The 16039-nt window shown below is 72.0% G+C and carries 16 protein-coding genes; 9 read left to right on the top strand and 7 right to left on the bottom strand.

Annotation, left to right across the window (positions count from 1 at the left end):
• The 6 genes from ACO1BR_RS31355 to ACO1BR_RS31330 form a co-directional block, all read left to right on the top strand.
• Window positions 1-712 (top strand): amidohydrolase family protein (locus ACO1BR_RS31355; protein WP_426798472.1); only part of this gene is annotated, 712 nt, incomplete at its 5' end.
• A 346-nt stretch (window positions 713-1058) separates the two neighbouring features.
• Window positions 1059-2603 carry a carboxylesterase/lipase family protein gene (locus tag ACO1BR_RS31350; protein WP_426798471.1) on the top strand — a complete coding sequence of 515 codons (1545 nt, stop codon included), beginning with the start codon at window positions 1059-1061 and terminating at the stop codon, window positions 2601-2603.
• A gap of 178 nt (window positions 2604-2781) precedes the next feature.
• On the top strand, window positions 2782-3324 hold the full coding sequence (locus tag ACO1BR_RS31345; protein WP_426798470.1) for a hypothetical protein: 543 nt from the start codon (window positions 2782-2784) through the stop codon (window positions 3322-3324).
• Between the two features lie 29 nt (window positions 3325-3353).
• Window positions 3354-4589: an acyl-CoA dehydrogenase family protein gene (locus tag ACO1BR_RS31340; RefSeq protein WP_426798469.1), complete on the top strand. Its 1236-nt coding sequence runs from the start codon at window positions 3354-3356 to the stop codon at window positions 4587-4589.
• A 227-nt stretch (window positions 4590-4816) separates the two neighbouring features.
• A complete protein-coding gene (locus tag ACO1BR_RS31335; RefSeq protein WP_426798468.1) occupies window positions 4817-5908 on the top strand; it encodes a hypothetical protein in 1092 nt (363 codons plus the stop codon).
• 257 nt (window positions 5909-6165) lie between these two features.
• Window positions 6166-6483 carry a helix-turn-helix domain-containing protein gene (locus ACO1BR_RS31330; RefSeq protein ID WP_426798467.1) on the top strand — a complete coding sequence of 106 codons (318 nt, stop codon included), beginning with the start codon at window positions 6166-6168 and terminating at the stop codon, window positions 6481-6483.
• A 645-nt stretch (window positions 6484-7128) separates the two neighbouring features.
• Here the strand turns inward: ACO1BR_RS31330 and ACO1BR_RS31325 are convergent.
• Window positions 7129-7293, bottom strand: a complete 165-nt coding sequence (locus ACO1BR_RS31325; protein ID WP_426798466.1) for a hypothetical protein — start codon at window positions 7291-7293, stop codon at window positions 7129-7131.
• A gap of 639 nt (window positions 7294-7932) precedes the next feature.
• On the opposite strand from ACO1BR_RS31325, the gene ACO1BR_RS31320 reads away from it, so the two are divergent.
• Entirely contained in the window at window positions 7933-8850 is a 918-nt protein-coding gene (locus ACO1BR_RS31320) for an aminoglycoside phosphotransferase family protein (RefSeq protein ID WP_426798465.1), read from the top strand.
• Between the two features lie 272 nt (window positions 8851-9122).
• Here the strand turns inward: ACO1BR_RS31320 and ACO1BR_RS31315 are convergent, their stop codons facing one another.
• From ACO1BR_RS31315 to ACO1BR_RS31290, 6 genes are all read right to left on the bottom strand, one after another.
• A complete protein-coding gene (locus ACO1BR_RS31315) occupies window positions 9123-9416 on the bottom strand; it encodes a DUF1330 domain-containing protein (RefSeq protein WP_426798464.1) in 294 nt (97 codons plus the stop codon).
• A gap of 569 nt (window positions 9417-9985) precedes the next feature.
• Window positions 9986-10237, bottom strand: coding sequence for a hypothetical protein (locus ACO1BR_RS31310; protein ID WP_426798463.1), 252 nt, complete (start codon window positions 10235-10237; stop codon window positions 9986-9988).
• Between the two features lie 463 nt (window positions 10238-10700).
• On the bottom strand, window positions 10701-11768 hold the full coding sequence (locus ACO1BR_RS31305) for an NAD(P)H-dependent flavin oxidoreductase (RefSeq protein ID WP_426798462.1): 1068 nt from the start codon (window positions 11766-11768) through the stop codon (window positions 10701-10703).
• Entirely contained in the window at window positions 11765-12520 is a 756-nt protein-coding gene (locus ACO1BR_RS31300; protein WP_426798461.1) for a CoA-transferase subunit beta, read from the bottom strand. Before ACO1BR_RS31300 ends, ACO1BR_RS31305 begins: the two co-directional genes overlap by 4 nt.
• Window positions 12517-13380, bottom strand: a complete 864-nt coding sequence (locus ACO1BR_RS31295) for a CoA transferase subunit A (protein ID WP_426798460.1) — start codon at window positions 13378-13380, stop codon at window positions 12517-12519. The genes ACO1BR_RS31300 and ACO1BR_RS31295 overlap by 4 nt, the downstream gene beginning before the upstream one ends.
• 2 nt (window positions 13381-13382) lie before the next feature.
• Window positions 13383-14159: an enoyl-CoA hydratase family protein gene (locus ACO1BR_RS31290; protein ID WP_426798459.1), complete on the bottom strand. Its 777-nt coding sequence runs from the start codon at window positions 14157-14159 to the stop codon at window positions 13383-13385.
• A gap of 80 nt (window positions 14160-14239) precedes the next feature.
• Here ACO1BR_RS31290 and ACO1BR_RS31285 point away from each other — a divergent pair, with 80 nt between their 5' ends.
• The gene (locus ACO1BR_RS31285) at window positions 14240-15028 is read left to right on the top strand and encodes an SDR family oxidoreductase (protein ID WP_426798458.1); all 789 of its coding nucleotides are present in this window, start codon (window positions 14240-14242) and stop codon (window positions 15026-15028) included.
• Window position 15029: 1 nt separating this feature from the next.
• Window positions 15030-15941, top strand: a complete 912-nt coding sequence (locus tag ACO1BR_RS31280; protein WP_426798457.1) for an SDR family oxidoreductase — start codon at window positions 15030-15032, stop codon at window positions 15939-15941.
• Window positions 15942-16039: the final 98 nt, after the last annotated feature.

Genomic DNA, 16039 nt, shown 5'->3' with positions numbered 1-16039 from the left:
CGCCGCCCCCGCGGCGGCCCGGGACGAGTTCCGCAAGGGCGCCGCCCATCTGAAGGTGCTGCTCTCCGGCGGCGTGGCCTCGCCGCACGACGAGATCGCCGCCGTCCAGTACAGCGAGGAGGAGATACGCGCCGCCGTGGAGGAGGCGGAGAACCACAACCGGTACGTCACCGCGCACGCCTACCACCCGCGCGCCATCGATCGGGCCCTGCGGGCCGGCGTGCGCTGCGTCGAACACGGCAACCTGATCGACGACGCGACCGTCGCCCTGCTGCTGGAACGGGACGCCTTCCTGGTGCCCACCCTGGTCGCCTACGAGCAGACGGCGAAGCTCAGCCGGCAGTCCGGCCTGCCGGAGTCGTCCTACCGCAAGCTCACCGAGGTCCGCGACCACGGGCTGGCCGCCCTGGAGAAGGCCCATCGCGCGGGCGTCAACCTGGTGTACGGCAGTGACCTGCTCGGGCCGCTGCACTCGGCCCAGTTGGAGGAGTTCACCCTGCGCGCCGAGGTCCAGCCGGCTGCGGACGTGATCCGTTCCGCCACGAGCACGGCGGCCCGCCTGCTGCGGATGGAGGGCGAGATCGGCACCCTCGCACCGGGCGCGCACGCCGACCTGCTCGTCGTGGACGGCGACCCGCTGGCGGACCTGGCCGTCCTCACCCGTCCCGAGCGGCACCTGCGGCACGTGGTCAAAGCCGGTGCCGTCCTCTGAGAGGGCTTCCGCCCACCGGCCAGTGGGCCTGAGCAGTCGGTTCCGGATCGGGCGTCGGTTTTCTGTTGACCTGGTCCTCGTAGAGGGCGGCACGCTGACCGTCGCGGGACTCCGGACCGAGGACGTTCAGTGGTTGCTCCCCGGCCCGTTGGGCAGCGAGGGACTTGGTGGCGGCGGGCGCCAGAACGGGACGGGCACGCGCTAGTGACCCCTTCCAGGCAGCCTCGCACGGCAGGGTGAGGCCCTTACGTGCTCCGGTGCGCCTCGCCGGCAACGACCGCACCGGCATCGGCCGAGCCCAAACCCGTTCGTCAGGGCGCCTGTTGATGAGCGAGACTGACGCGCGATGAGTGAGCAACCAGGTGGTGTTGAATCAGCCTTTCGGACGGCCGGCGGCCGGGTGCGGGGCAGAGGGTCCGGCGACGGCGTCACCGCCGTCCTCGGTATCCCGTACGCGGCCGCGCCGTTCGGCGCCCGCCGGTTCCGGGAGCCGCAACCGGCTCCTGCCTGGGGTGGGATCCGGGACTGCACGGCCTTCGGCCCCATCGCCCCGCAGTCGGCGGAGCTGCCCGGAGCGCCGGCGTGGCACCCCGGGGACGAGGACATCCTCACCGTCAACGTGTGGGTGCCGGAGCGTGCGGACGGCGGCGCGCTGCCGGTGTTCTTCTGGATACACGGCGGCGCCAACACCTTCGGCTCCTCCGCCCAGCCCGACTTCGACGGGACGGCCCTGGCCCGCGCCGGGTTGGTCGTGGTCAGCTGCAACTACCGGGTGGGCTTCGAGGGCTTCGGGCATGCGCCCGGGTTTCCCGACAACCGCGGGCTGCTGGACCAGGCCGCCGCACTGCGCTGGGTCCGGGAGAACATCGCGGCCTTCGGCGGCGACCCCGGCAACGTCACCGTCGCCGGGCATTCCTCCGGAGGAGCCTCGGTGGTCTGCCTGATGGGCATGGAGCAGACACGGGGGCTGTTCCGGCGGGCCATTGCCCACAGCGTGCCCGGTGTCTTCTTCACAGCCGAGCTGGCAGCGGCGGTCACGGAGCGGATCGCGGGGGAGGCGGGGGTCGCCCCGACGGCGGAGGGACTGCTGTCCGTGTCGCCCGAGGCGCTGGTGGCCGCCTCCGACACGACCGCCGCCCGCTGCGGGACCGACCCCGCGGCGGCGGTCCACGCCTTTGACCCGGTGATCTTCCAACCCGTGGTCGACGGTGCGGTGTTGCCCGCTGACCCACTCCGCATGCTCGCCTCCGGGACGGCGCGGGAGGTGGACCTGCTGGTGTGCCACGCGTTGGAGGAATACTGGTTCCTCCACGCGGTGGGAGCCGTGCGGGAGGTCACCACCGAGGCGGAACTGGCGGAATTCGCCGAGGCCCTGCGCCTCCCGGCCCACCTGGTGGACGGCTACCGTGCGTTGCTGCCTGACGCTCCGGTACTCGACCGCTACCTCGCGATCTCCGGCGACGCGAAGTTCGGCGAGTACACCGCCCGCCTCGCCGAGCACCACGCGAGTGCCGGCGGCCGGGCGTACCTGGCCCGCTTCGCCCGCAGGCGCGGAGAGGCCAGGCCCTGGCACACCGCGGACATCCCCTTCGCCTTCGGCAACCTGGACGCCGTCGGCGCCGACTTCCTCATCGGCGGCGCCCCCGACGACCACGACCGCGCCCTGTCCCGCCGCATGCTCCGCTCCTGGGCCGGCTTTGCGGCCACCGGTGACCCGGGCTGGCCGGCGGTCACCGCCGACACCACCCCGGTCAAGTCCTGGGCCGTCCCCGGCGACCAGCTGGCCGCCGACGACACGACCGGGCTCCGCGCCCTGTGGCGCGACGTCCGGTTCGACCTGCTGCGCCCCGGGCAGACGGCCGGGCATCGTCCGCGTCCGGGATCGAGCTGACCCCGTGGCCCCCTGCGGAGTCCTTCCTCGCGAACCTCGCTCACCGACCGCCGCCGTCCCGCGCGTCCGGACCTGTCCCGGCCTTCAGCCCCCCATGGTGCAGGTCTGCGTGCCGTCCCCGTCACCTGTGCTGAGGCGGCCGCACCTGGCCAGCCCAGCCCCCTCAAGGAACGACCAGTTGACTCCGTATTCCCTCGCGTTCTCCGTGGACGTGGTCGCGTCCGGAACGGTGCTCGGCGCCAAGCCGACGGACAGTCCCGACCAGGTCACCGCGATTCTGGGCGCCGACTTCGCCGAGAACTCCCCTGACGACCACGGTATGTGGCGCGACTACGGAATGGCCGAGTTCTCCTGGGTCCGGGAATCCCCCCACCACCCGTGGGAGGGCCACCACTTCACCCTGCACGTGCATCGGCTCACGTACTGGGGCGGCAGCATCGTCAACAGGGCGATCCGCGACCGCTACGGCCGCTTCGACCACCATCTCCGCTTCGACGAACTGCAGCGGCTGCTGGCGAAGCGCGGCGTGCACATGGAGGACGTCCCGGACGCCAACGCGCCCGCCTTCACCCTGCGCTGGCAGCCTGCTTCCCACGTGTCCGGCGGGGTCGTCGCAACGTGCCGCGCGGAGGATGGGGAGGGCGCGGCCGAGATCGTTCAGCCACCGTTCGGCGGTTGGTGGTGCTTTCATGGGGCACGTCAGGGTGCTCCCCTTCTGTGACGGGGTACCCGAGTGTGGAGGGAGCCCCCATGACGGCAAGCGCGATGGACCGGGCCACCGGGCCGACGACCGGCACGGGGCCGGTGGCGAATGCGGACTGGGCCGAGTTACCCGAACGGGCCGCCGGACTGGTCGAGTTGCTCCGGCGCAATGCCGCCCGCACCGAGCAGGACCGGCGGGTCGCCGAGGAGAACATCACCGCGCTCGATGAGGCCGGCCTGTTCGGCATCACGAGGCCCGAGAGGGCCGGTGGCCGCCAGGCGAGTATCCGCACCCTCGTCGAGGTGAGCGCGGAACTCGGCCGCGGTTGCGGATCCACCGCCTGGATCACCAGCTTGACCAACATCTCCGGCTGGCTCATCGGCCTCTATCCCGAACGCACGCAGCGTGAGGTCTACGAGGCCGACCCCCGCGCCCGCGCCTGTTCCGCCCTTCCTCCCCAAGGCAGCAGCAAGGCAGCCGACGGGGGGCAGGTCATCTCCGGACGGTGGCGCTTCGTGTCCGGCTGCCTCCACGCCGGATGGGCACTGCTCGGTACGCCGGTGACCAGTGCGTCCGGCGAGCAGCTGGACCAAGGGCTCGCACTGGTCCCGATGGACCGGCTGACGATCGAGGACACCTGGCAGGTGGCCGGGATGTGCGGCACCGGAAGCAACACCCTTGTCGCCGAAGGCGTCTTCGTCCCTGCGCACCGCATCCTGTCGGTAACCAAGGCGAGGCGCGGCGAGTATCCGACCGAGTTCACCCACGAGGCCCTGTACCGCGCGGCGTTCGTCCCCACGCTCACCCTGTCGCTCGCCGGCCCGCTGCTGGGACTCGCCCGCGGCGGACTGGAACTGGTGCTGGCCTCCCTCGCCGAGGGGCGCGGTATCTCGCACACCCGCTACGAGGAAGCCCGTGAGGCGCCCGCGACTCAGACACAGCTCGCAGAGGCCGCTCAACTGATCGACACCGCCACCCTGCACCTGATGCGGGCGGCCGACGACGTGGACAACTGGGCGGCGAGCGGCCGGTGTATGCCCCTGCCCGACCGGGCCCGGGTGCGCATGGACGTCGCCACCCTCGTCCGCCGCGCACGCGAGGCACTGGAGATCCTGCTGACCGTGCAGGGGGCCAGGGGCTTCGCCGACGGAAACCCGTTGCAGCGCATCTGGCGGGACCTGGGGACCGGCAGCCGGCACGCGATGATCAATCCCGCCATCGCGACCGAGATCTACGGTCGTGCCCTGCTCGGCATCGAGGAGCAGATCACCCCGCTGATCTGAGTGGTTCGCCGAGCGGCCGAGCGGCCGCGATGCGGTAGACGGTCCCACCACTGCGGGATGACCAACGGTCCCGATCGGGATCGCGGTGCCGCCCCCGCCCCGCATCGTTTCCCATCGAAATGCGTCAATTCGGGAGCTTGCGGGAACCCTGTACTGGAGAGTCGACTCCTCATTCGCAGAGATGCACACCAGTGCGTCCGGTACGAAGTGGGGGCAGTATGACACGTATGGCGCGACAGCCTGTGAGTGCGCGGCAGGCGACGGCCGGCTCCGCGGCAGCGGTGGTCGCCGGACTGGCCTTGGTGATCGGGGCGGCGGCTCCGGGGCAGGCGGTCCCCGCGGCGACTGCGGGGGCACGGTCCGTGCCGAACTGCGGTGCCGCGGCGACGGCACCCAGCACCGCGGCGACGCGGTCGAACGCCGCGGCGGGGGCGGAAACGGCCCCGGACACGGGCTTCACCGGTAGTCCGGCCACGGCCGTCACCGGAAGTGCGGCGCAGAAGTTCTCGTACAGCCTCGCTCCCGAGGCGCCGATCGGCCTCTGGTCGTCCTCGAACGTCACCCTGCGGACCCCGGTCTCCAAGGGCACCGTCCGCCTGGACGTCACCACGCAGGGCTTCATCGCCGCTTCTCTGCTGATTCAGCGTTACGACGAGAAGAGCCACCGCTGGGTCGACCTGGACGTCCAACCGGTCGGCACCGAGCGGCCGGACAAGGGAAGGTTCTCTTTCCCCGTCTCGGTGGCGGCGAGCCCCGGCCGCCCCGCCACGGTGGCTCTCCGGGTGCAGGCCATCGACCGTCCGGGCCGCCTGGCCGTGGCCGCTTCGGTCGTCGACGGCCACGGCCGTACCTACCGCGCTCCCACGCGGAGCACCGTCGTCGACCGGCCCACCACCACGGTCACGGGCTGGCCGAGCGGTACCGGCCTGGTTCGCGGCGGTGCGGCGAAGGAGTTCGAGCTCACGGTCAGGAACACCACCAAGCGGGCCTATCCGGCCCTCAGCGCCGGGTACTTCGCCTACGGCCAGAGCGGCGGCCATGCCGTGGCCCCCAAGGACCTGGTGCTGCAGCAGTACGTGCCCGGCCACGGGTGGCAGCGGGTGTCGTTGGTGCCCGGAGGCTGCGACCCGGGCATGAGCGCCCAGCTGATCCCGACCGCCAGGACACCGCTGGCACCCGGCGCCACCGCCGTCTACCGGTTGCGTCTGGCGGTCGCGGGAGGCGCTCCCGCGGCCAACGTCGAAGCGGGTGTGTCGGTGGGTACCGGCGACACGTCGTTCTTCTACCGGACGTTGCCGTTCACGATTCGCGCCAGGTAGCCCTGCCGAACTCCTGGTCACGCAGGGGGAGTCGGGGGACGAGGGGCCGGGTGCCTCCTCGCCTTCGACTCCCCGTCGGCGTGTGTCGCCGATCTCGGCTGCGTGCCCACCAGCGTGTGCACTGCCTCCAGGGTCTCCAGGGCCTCCTATAGCTGCTGGCGGGGTGTATCGTCGCGCCCCCGCGCCGGGAGGGCGGCCAGCGCCAGCACCGTCAACGCCCGCAGCCGCGGCAGGGAGCGGACGGCGCCCTTACCGCCGTGCTGGACTGGATCGAAGCCAACCTCGACCAGGACCTCACAGTTGAGGCGATGGCCCGCCACGCCCGGCTCTCCCCCCGCACCTTCGCCCGGCGCTTCCAGCAGGAAGCCGGGACAACCCCCTTGCAGTGGCTGACGGCGCAGCGTGTCCTGCTCGCCCAGCACCACCTGGAAGCCACGGATGACCCGGTCTCCGCGATAGCCCGGCGCGCAGGCCTCGGCACCGTCGACAACCTGCGCCACCACTTCGCCCGGCGGCTGGGCGTGACACCCCTGGCCTACCGGCGCGCTTTCCGTCCCCCGCACCAGCAGCCGTGACACACGATGCCGGGAGCCACTTCCCACCCGGGGCAGAGCGGTCGGCAATGTTGCGGGGCCGGACTGGCCGGTTGCTCCCGTAGCCGGGCGTTCATGTCCTCAACTCGCCCTCACTCGCGGATGCCTGGGCCACGGCTATCGGTTCCCGGGTGTCCGCGTCGCCTCCCGAAGCCGTGAGCAGATATCCGAGCACCCACACGACGGCCTTGGCGCCGCCCCAACCAGGGGTCCGACACGACGTCGAGACCCACGCACGACTCACGACCAACCCGGCGCCGGCAGCCGGACGACCCCACCGTGACGAGGGGCTACAACCCCCGACGCCCGAGAGCCCCCATTCGTCGTACCTCGCAGAGGGAACTCTCGGGTGCGCATACGAGACCTGCCCGCGCCAGACTGACGGGGTGTCGCCTCGGGTCGGCGCCGCAAGCTCGTGCACAGTCGGCGAGGTCATCCCCTCTGGGACGACGGAGGGTTCCAGGAAGCAGGACTTCGCCCTGGATGATCAACTCTCCATTCCGACCGACGCACGCCACCAGAGCCGTCTGGTGCCGTCACAGACACCCTGCACAACACGTGCGCCGTGTCGGAACGTGTCGCAACATGCCGCGTCCGGAGGCGATCTCCTCAACCGCCCCCGGCCGTTCAGTCGTCGAGCCCCAGGAGGTCGCTGACGACGGGAACACTGGAAATGACGGCCGTGAGCGGGGGTTTGCCGCCCGAAACCGCGGCCTGGGCCGGCGCGGCCAAGCCGAAGGTGAGCAGGGTGAGCGTGGCGGAGACGGTCATGATGCGGAGATGGCGCCGCATGGTGGCCCCTTTCTCTTTCCGATAGCGGGCCGCGTCGGTGTGCACACATGACACGCGTGAGGTCGTGATCAGAGCGCCCCGAGGCGGAGTGGATTCGATGAAAGGCATTCCTCCGCGCCGGACATATTAACGCCACGTCACCCGAAGGAGGGGAGCCTTCTGCGTTCCGGCCTCGGACCGCAATCGCGCCCACCGCCTGGGGGCACCCCTGTTCGAGTTCGAAAGGAGACTCCGGAGCGACGAGCATCCCCACTCCCCGGAAGCCGCGGACGGCCGGCAACACAAGCCTGTGGAATGCCACTGGCCCGAATGCCACCACGACCCCTCGGCCGGCTGGAGCGACGACGAAAAGCGGACCGAGACCGTGCCTCCGCAAGGCATGCCTCGACCCCGTCGCGGAGGCAGGGCGGGCCTTGGCCGACTGTCTCACTGTGCCATTCCACTTCGCTTCCCCACACGTCCCCGACGACGAGGACTCACACCGGTGAACAGCCCGCTGTCGGGCATGCCTTCCCGGTCGCGACGCAGTGGTGATGGGTTTTGCCTGCGTCGACGCCGGCCCGGATTGCGGCCGTGGTGCCTCCGTGCACGTGCTGGAGTCGGGAACGGGTGAGCCACCGCCGACTACCGTGGCTCCGCATGACCCACACCGAGATCGAGATCACCGCTGAGCTGGTCCGGGACCTGCTGTGCGACCAGCACCCGGACCTGGCCGATCGTCCCTTGAGGCTCGGCGCGCGTGGCTGGGACAACCAACTGTGGCGGCTCGGCGACGACCTCGCCGTCCGGTTGCCCTGGGCGACGCAGTCCGCGGACGCACTGCTGCGCAAGGAGCACGCCTGGCTGCCTGCTCTCGCCCCGCACCTTCCCCTGCCGGTTCCCGTCCCGCAGCGCCTCGGTGAGCCTTCCGAACGGTTCCCGCGCCCCTGGATCGTCACCACCTGGGTGCCGGGCGCACCCGCCGACCGCGCCCCCGCCACGCGCGGTGCGGAGGCGGCCGACGCCCTGGCCGCCTTTCTGACGGCACTTCACCGACCCGCTCCCGACAGCGTGCCCGCCGGCTATGACCGCCGGGGGTCGCTGGCCGACAGTGCCGAGTGGTTTGCCGACCAACTCGCCTCGGCCACCGAGCTGGGGCTGCTCCTCGACCCGGACGCCGTCCGCGCGGTCTGGGAAGATGCCATCGCCGCGCCCGAGTGGACCGGCCCGGCGCTGTGGCTCCACGGTGACCTGCATCCGGCCAACATCCTCACCGCGGACGGCACCTTCTGCGGCGTCATCGACTTCGGCGACCTCTGCGCAGGCGATCCGGCCCGCGACCTCGCCGCCTCCTGGGTGCTGCTACCGGAGGGCGCCGCCGACCGCTTCCATGACGCCTACCAACCGGCCCCGGACGCCGCGACACTGCGCCGCGCCCGCGGCTGGGCGATACTGCAAGCCTTCAGCGGCATCCTCATCGGAGAGGCCGGCATCCACGGCCGCCCCGGCGGCAAAGCCACCTGGGGCCCACCCGCACGCACCGCCCTGAAGCGCCTCGTCGCAAGCGCCCGGCGCTGATTCGACGAGCGCTCGGACCGCTCACACTTCAACGGCACACGCTCAAGGTGGCGTCGACGTGGTGCCCTGTTGCGTTGCGTTGCGTTGCGGTGCAGGCGGCTGTCTGGTGTCATACCGAAGCGGTCGATGTGCCGGCGCAACATGCCGACCGGGACGGGCGCAATGGGGATGGCGACTGGCCGCGGCGCCTCGACCGTTCGGCGGTTCAGGGGATGGATCTCGTGCAGTGTTCCCCGCCCCTGCCGGCGGGGACCACGCGGTTGTCGGGGCGCTCAGTCAAGCCCCTCCACGACCCGTACATCCCGGTCGGCACCGTCGTCCAGCACCGCGACGGCCTGCTGGTAGTCCTCGCTTAAGTAGGCCGCGACCGCGGCATCGTAGCTGGGGAACTCGACCAGGACCGTGCGCTCGGGCACCCCCGACTCGAACGCGGTCACCCGGCCACCCCGGGCCAGAATCCGGCCGCCGGCCGTCTCCAGCGCGGGCTTGGCCAACTCCCCGTACGCGGCGAGCTTTTCCGGGTCGCGCACGGATCGGTAGGTGCCGACCAGATATCCCTTGGCCATGCTGCTTACTCCTCGTTCTCTTCGTTCCTCGGGAACTTCGACCCGAGCCGGACACCTTTCGGCGCGGTCAGGAAGGGGGCCGGACCCCGCATTGATCTGCCCCAGTCGCCTGCGCCCCGAACGTAGCCAGTCCGTTCGAACGTGAGAAATGACGTGTGCGCTCGGGCTGCTCGACAGGCATGGATGTCGAGCTGCGTCATCTGCGCGCGTTCGTCGAGGTGGCGCGACAGCAGTCGTTCACGCGTGCTGTGACGTAACTGACCATCATCCAGGCGGCGTTGACCCTCAGGGCCTTCGTCATCGGCGGCGGCTCACTGCTGCCCGCGTCTGCCGGCATCGCCGCGCTGTGGTCGCGGCGAACCGGGACCGCGGCCCAGGTGTACGGATCGCGGGCTCCGTACGCCGGTGTGCGGATGCGTGGGTTGGCGGGTTCCGTAGTCGTCGAGATACCGGGTGCCTGTTTCTCGGCCGCCTCGCCGTGCGGCAGGCGTCCGCTCCGACAACTGGACGAGGAAGGCGCCCACTTGCCGCGCCGGGACCCGGCGGCCGGTCAGCATCCCCGGGGCCGGTCAGAATCCCTGGCTGACGAGCCGGCACACCAGCCCGGCCGCGGCGAAGCCCAGACCTCCCGCCACGCCCAGCCGGACGGGCCACTTGCGGACCTGTGCGTCACGGGCGAACCAGGGGTGCGCGGGGTGCACCCGCCGGAAGGCGAGCAGCAGGACGGCGATGCCTCCCGTGGCGGTGGCCGCGACGATCAACCCGCAGGCCGTGAGGAACACCGCCGCCACCAGGGTGCGGAGCAGCAGGCTCACCACCATCGGACCGCTGCGAGGGAGACGCGGGAGCTGCCGGTGGTGGGCTTCGGCCAGTGGGTCCCTCTCAGCCTCTCCTCGGCAAGTCTGGCCGTGAGCTTGCCATACCGGCGTGGCGGTCCCGCACCCGGGCGACGGCGCGCGGCACGGTGCCGAACGCGGCGCGGTTGGCGGGGTTGGTGACGAAGGCCGGGCAGACGTCCCGCATCAGCGCCTCCGCCTTGCCATCGCCGAGCCGGCGCTGCCGCTCGGCCGGGTCTCTGGTGGCGGTGATCGCCTGTGTCGCGGCGAACAGAGGGGTACACGCGGCGGCTCCTTGGTGGGGAGGGGAGATTCCACGCGGCGTTCCCGTGCTGGTGCTGGTGCTGGTGCTGGTGCTGGTGCTGGTGCCGGTGGGAGGTGGGCGGTGTAGGGGGTGGGGAGTGGCAACATCGGCCCGTATGTGGGGAGTTGGGGATGGGGTGGGCGGTCAGCGGGGCAGGTCCGCCAGGGTTCCGTGTGCCTCGGTCATGATGCGGTCGATCAGTTCGGCGCAGGACGGCAGATCCTCGATCAGCCCGGCCACCTGGCCGGCGGCCATCACGCCGAGGTCGGTGCGGCCGTCCACCATCGACGCCTTCAGCAGCATCGGGGTGTTGGCCGCCAACAGGATCTGACTCCAGGTCAGTTGCCTGCCGTGCTTCATCGCCAGTCCGTCGCGGACCATCTGGGTCCAGCTCAGCCCGGACAGCTTCCGGAACGCCGCGGCGCGGCGTACCGCGGTGAGCAGCGCGGCGGTGCGGCCGGAGCGCTCAAGGGACTCGACCAGTTCGCTGCGCAGCATCCGGTGCGGCAGCCCGTCGACCTTGGTGGTGACGGTGACGTCCTTGACCCCCGCTTCCAGATAGCGGGTCTGGACGGCCCGCGGCACGGTGCTGTCCGACGTCAGCAGGAAGCGGGTGCCCATGGCGATACCGGCCGCCCCGTAGGCGAGCGCGGCGACCAGGCCGCGGCCGTCGAAGAAGCCGCCCGCGGCGATCACCGGGATGTCGACGGCGTCCACGACCTGGGGGAGCAGCACGGTGGTGGCGACGGTGCCGGTGTGGCCGCCGCCCTCGCCGCCCTGGACGACGACCGCGTCGGCTCCCCAGGCGGCGACCTTCTCGGCGTGCCGGCGGGCCCCGACGGAGGGGATGACGACCACGCCCGCGTCTTTGAGCCGGGCTATCAGCTCCTTCGAGGGCGCCAGCGCGAACGAGGCGACGCGTACGCCCTCGGAGACGATGATGCCGACGCGCTCGGCCGCGTCGCCCGCGTCCGCCCGCAGATTGACGCCGAAGGGCTGATCCGTACGGGACCTGACCTCGCGGATCGCCGACCGCAGCCGGTCGGGCGTCATGGTCGCCGAGGCGAGGATGCCGAGCGCGCCCGCGTCCGCGGCGGCCGAGACCAGCCGGGGGCCCGCCACCCAGCCCATGCCGGTCTGCACGATCGGGTGCCGTGCGCCGACCAGCTTGGTCAGCGGTGTGGCGAGGGCGGGTGAGGTGCCGGGGCTCATGACGGTACCTCGCGGTCGCGCAGTCCCTGCGGGTCGATGAGCTCGCGGATCAGCCGCAGTTCGTCGCCGGTCGGCTCGCGGGTGCGGGGGACCTGTTCCGGGACGGTGAGCGCGAAGCCGGTGGCCTGCCGGACCTCCTCGGCCGTGACGCCGGGGTGCAGGGAGGCGAGCCGCATGGTGTGGTCCGGGGTGGCGAAGTCGAGGACGCCGAGGTCGCTCACCACCCGCGGGATGCGGTGGAAGCGGGTCGCGGACGGGCCGGCGGCGGCCGCGCTGTCGTACCCGACGCCGCTGATCATGTCGACCCGCTCGACGAAGACCCGGGGCGAATGCCGGGCGACCCAGTAACTGACGGGGTTGTTGAGGGTGTTGACGGGAGCGCCGCGCACCCCCAGCAGCTGGCGGGCGGGCCGTTGCCAGTCGCCGATGCAGGAGATGTTCTGGTTGCCGAAGCGGTCGAGCTGGCCGGCGCCCATCATCACGTGCCGCCGGCCGCCGGTGACCATGGTCAGGTGCCGGCGGTACGGCAGCCAGCCCTCGGGCTCGCCGTCGAGGCCGACGAGCATCGCCTCGCCGTCGGTGAGCAGCAGGTCGGGGGAGAAGGTGCGCTTGGCGAGCCGGGCCCCGATGGACGGGATGGTGCCCATCGGGCTGGCGAGCACCTCGCCGTTGTCGCGCCAGGCGTCCGCGCAGGCGATCACGCAGTATTCGGCGCGGGTGGCGGTGGCGGCCGGTCCGCTGGTCGTGGTCACTTCTGTTCCTCCTTCGCCGTCCGCTCCTCGTGCCAGGTCTGGACGGCGGACTGGTAGGTCTTCTCGTCGCCGTGCAGGAACCGTGTGGCGAACTCCGGCCAGGGCGTGGTCGCGTAGAGCTTCTGGAAGGGCTCGTCGCGGCCGTAGTCCGGGACGCAGGAGGTGAAGTGGGCGCCGTGCGGGGTCTCCACGACTCCGGTGACCGCATGCCGTTGGACGAGGAGGGTCTGCGGAGCGGCGTCCCGGAAGCCGCCGGTGTCCACGAGCCGTTCGCAGGAGACGTAGGCTGCATCGGCCGCCTCGCAGAAGAGGTCGTCGAAGTACGGGTCGGGGCCCAGGTATTGGCCGTTGCCGAGCCGGTCGGCGCGGTTGAGGTGCACCAGTGCCGCGTCCATGCGCAGTGCCGGCATGGCCACGAAGGTCTCGCCGTCCTCGTACGGGGAGGTGACCGTCTTCAGGCCGGGGTTGACCCGCATGACGTCGGAGCCGAGGCCGGCGCGCACGGGGAGGAACGGCAGCCGGTTCGCGGCGGCGTGCAGCCCCCACATGAACATCGCCTCGTCGACCTCCCTCAGGGCGAACGCGCCGGCCTGGCGGGCCGCGCGGAAATGGGGTTCGAGGGGGATGGAGTCGAGGGTCGCGAAGGGGGCGATCAGCTTGCGGATCCTTCCGGCGGCGGCGAGCAGGCCGACGTCCGGACCGCCGTACGAGACGACGGTGAGATCGGTGATCTCGGAGCGGAGCAGTGCACGGACCAGCGCCATCGGCTTGCGGCGCGAGCCCCAGCCGCCGATGCCGAGGGTCATCCCGCTGCGCAGCCGCGCGATCACGTCGTCGGGAGCCATGGTCTTGTCCGTCAAGGTCAGTCCTCCTCGCTGTCCGCTGCGCGCGGGGCCCGGCCGAAGGCGTCGCGGACGCGGTCGGCGACCCCGCTGAGGTTCGCCTCGAAGGTGAAGCCCTGCTCGAAGCGGTAGCTGCGGCGGACGTCGACGGGGTCGATGCCGTTGATGGCGGCCTTGGCGAGCCGGATCAGCGAGCCGTCCTTGCGGGCGATCTCACGTGCCAACTCCACGGCGGATTCGAGGAGTTCATCCCGTGGGACCACCTTCCAGACCGAGCCGTGGGCGTGCAGTTCGGCGGCGGTGGCGGTGCGCGAGGTGTAGTACAGCGCCCGCATCAGATGCTGCGGGACCAGCCGGGCCAGATGGGTGGCCGCCCCCAGCGCGCCGCGGTCCAGCTCCGGCAGGCCGAAGGTCGCGTCCTCGCTCGCCACGACGACGTCCGCGTTGCCGGCCAGGCCGATTCCGCCGCCCAGGCAGAAGCCGTGGACGGCGGCGACCACCGGCACCTCGCACTCGTAGACCGCGGCGAACGCCTCGGCGCAGCCGCGGTTGGCGCCGATCAGGGCGGTGTGGTGGCCCGCCGCGGTGTCCCGCTGCATCTCCTTGATGTCGACTCCGGCGTTGAAGCCGCGGCCCGCGGCGGCCAGCACGACGCAGCGGACAGCGGGGTCGCGGCCGGCCGCCCGTACGGCGTCGGCGAGGTCGTACCAGCCCTGTACGGGGAGGGCGTTGACCGGAGGGAAGTCCACGGTCACGACCGCGATGCCCCGGTCCGGCCCGGAGGTGGAGACACCCATGAGGAGATCAGCTACCTTTCCACCAAGCGTTTGTTAGGTAGCGAAGTTAGCAGCGGATCGCACGCTGCGGGAGGTGTCCGTTGAGCCTGACTCTCGATCTGACCGGACAGGTCGCCGTCGTCACCGGCGGCACCCGGGGCGTCGGCGCCGGAATCGCCCGCGCCTTCCTCCAGGCCGGCGCCGAGGTCGTCGTCTGCGCCCGCCGGCCACCGGACGCCCCGGTCGCCGCGGACGGCAGAGCCGCCCGCTTCCGCCCCCTCGACCTGCGCGACCCGCCCGCCGTACGGGAGTTCTTCGCCCGGGTCGCGGCCGAGCATGGCCGGCTGGACTGCCTGGTCAACAACGCCGGCGGCACCCCCTATCGGCTGCTCGACGAGGCCAGTGCCGAACGGCACGCCCGCGTCGTGGAGTTGAACCTCACCGCACCGCTGACCGCCTCGCTCGCCGCCTACGAGGTGATGCGGGGCCAGCGGCACGGCGGTTCGGTGCTCATGATCGGCAGCGTCAGCGGCACCCGCCCCTCGCCCGGCACCGCCGCCTACGGCGCGGCCAAGGCGGGCCTGGACAACCTCGCCCGCACGATGGCCGTCGAATGGGCGCCCGCGGTGCGGGTCAACACCGTCGTCCTGGGCATGGTGCGGACCGAACTCGCCGCGCTGCACTACGGCGACGCGGCGGGCCTGGCCGCCGTCGGCGCGACCGTACCGCTCGGCCGGCTCGCCGAACCCGCCGAGATCGGCGACGCCTGCGTCTTCCTCGCCTCCGACCGCGCCCGCTACGTCAGCGGCGCCAGCCTGCTGGTCCACGGCGGCGGGGAGCGCCCCGCCTTCCTCGACGCCGCCACCGTCAACCACCCCAAGGAGCCCTGAGATGACCGGAATCTGCACCGGACGCGTCGCCGCCGTCACCGGCGCCGGCCGCGGCCTGGGCCGCGCCCACGCCCTCGCCCTCGCCGCCGAGGGGGCCCGGGTGGTGGTCAACGACCTCGGGGTGGCGGCCGACGGCGCCGGGGCCTCGGCCGGACCCGCCCATCAGGTCGTCGAGGAGATCCGCGCCCGCGGCGGCGAGGCCGTCGCGCACACCGGCGACATCACCACCGGCGAGGGCGCCGCCTCGCTGATCGCCGCTGCCCTGGACTCCTTCGGCCGGCTGGACAGCCTCGTCAACAACGCCGGTTTCCTGCGCGACCGGATGCTGGTCAACCTCGACGAGGACGACTGGGACGCCGTGCTGCGCGTCCACCTCACAGGCCACTTCCTGCCGCTCCGGCACGCCGCCGCCCACTGGCGCGCCGAGGCCAAGGCCGGGCGGACACCCGACGCCAGGGTCGTCAACACCAGTTCCGGCGCCGGGCTGTTGGGCAGCGTCGGCCAGGGCAACTACTCCGCGGCCAAGGCCGGCATCCTCGGCCTGACCCTCGTCGCCGCCGCCGAACTGGGCCGCTACGGCGTCCAGGTCAACGCCATCGCCCCGGCCGCCCGTACCCGCATGACCGAGCAGACCTTCGCCGACAGCATGGCGGCGCCCGCCGAGGGGGAGTTCGACGCCATGGCGCCGGAGAACGTCTCCCCCCTGGTGGTCTGGCTGTCCGCCGCCGACAGCGCCCATGTCACCGGCCGGGTCTTCGAGGCAGAGGGCGGCCGGATCACCGTGATGGAGGGCTGGCGGCCCGGCCCCACCGCCGACAAGGGCGCCCGCTGGACCCCGGCCGAGGCGGGCGAGACCGCCCGGAAGCTGCTCGCCGCCGCGGAGCCTGCGCGGCGGGTGTACGGGGCTCGCTGACCGTTCCGCTGCGCTTGGCTTTGCTTCCCACGTTTTTGGCTTTCCCGCCGTGGGGGTTGCTGTCTTTGCGCCTTCGGCGCGGGGTGTTGTCCGCTGCG

Source organism: Streptomyces sp. YGL11-2, assembly GCF_050054615.1.
Taxonomy (GTDB): Bacteria; Actinomycetota; Actinomycetes; order Streptomycetales; family Streptomycetaceae; genus Streptomyces.
The sequence above is the reverse complement of the archived record's forward strand: the minus strand, read 5'-3'. Positions and strand labels throughout refer to the sequence as shown.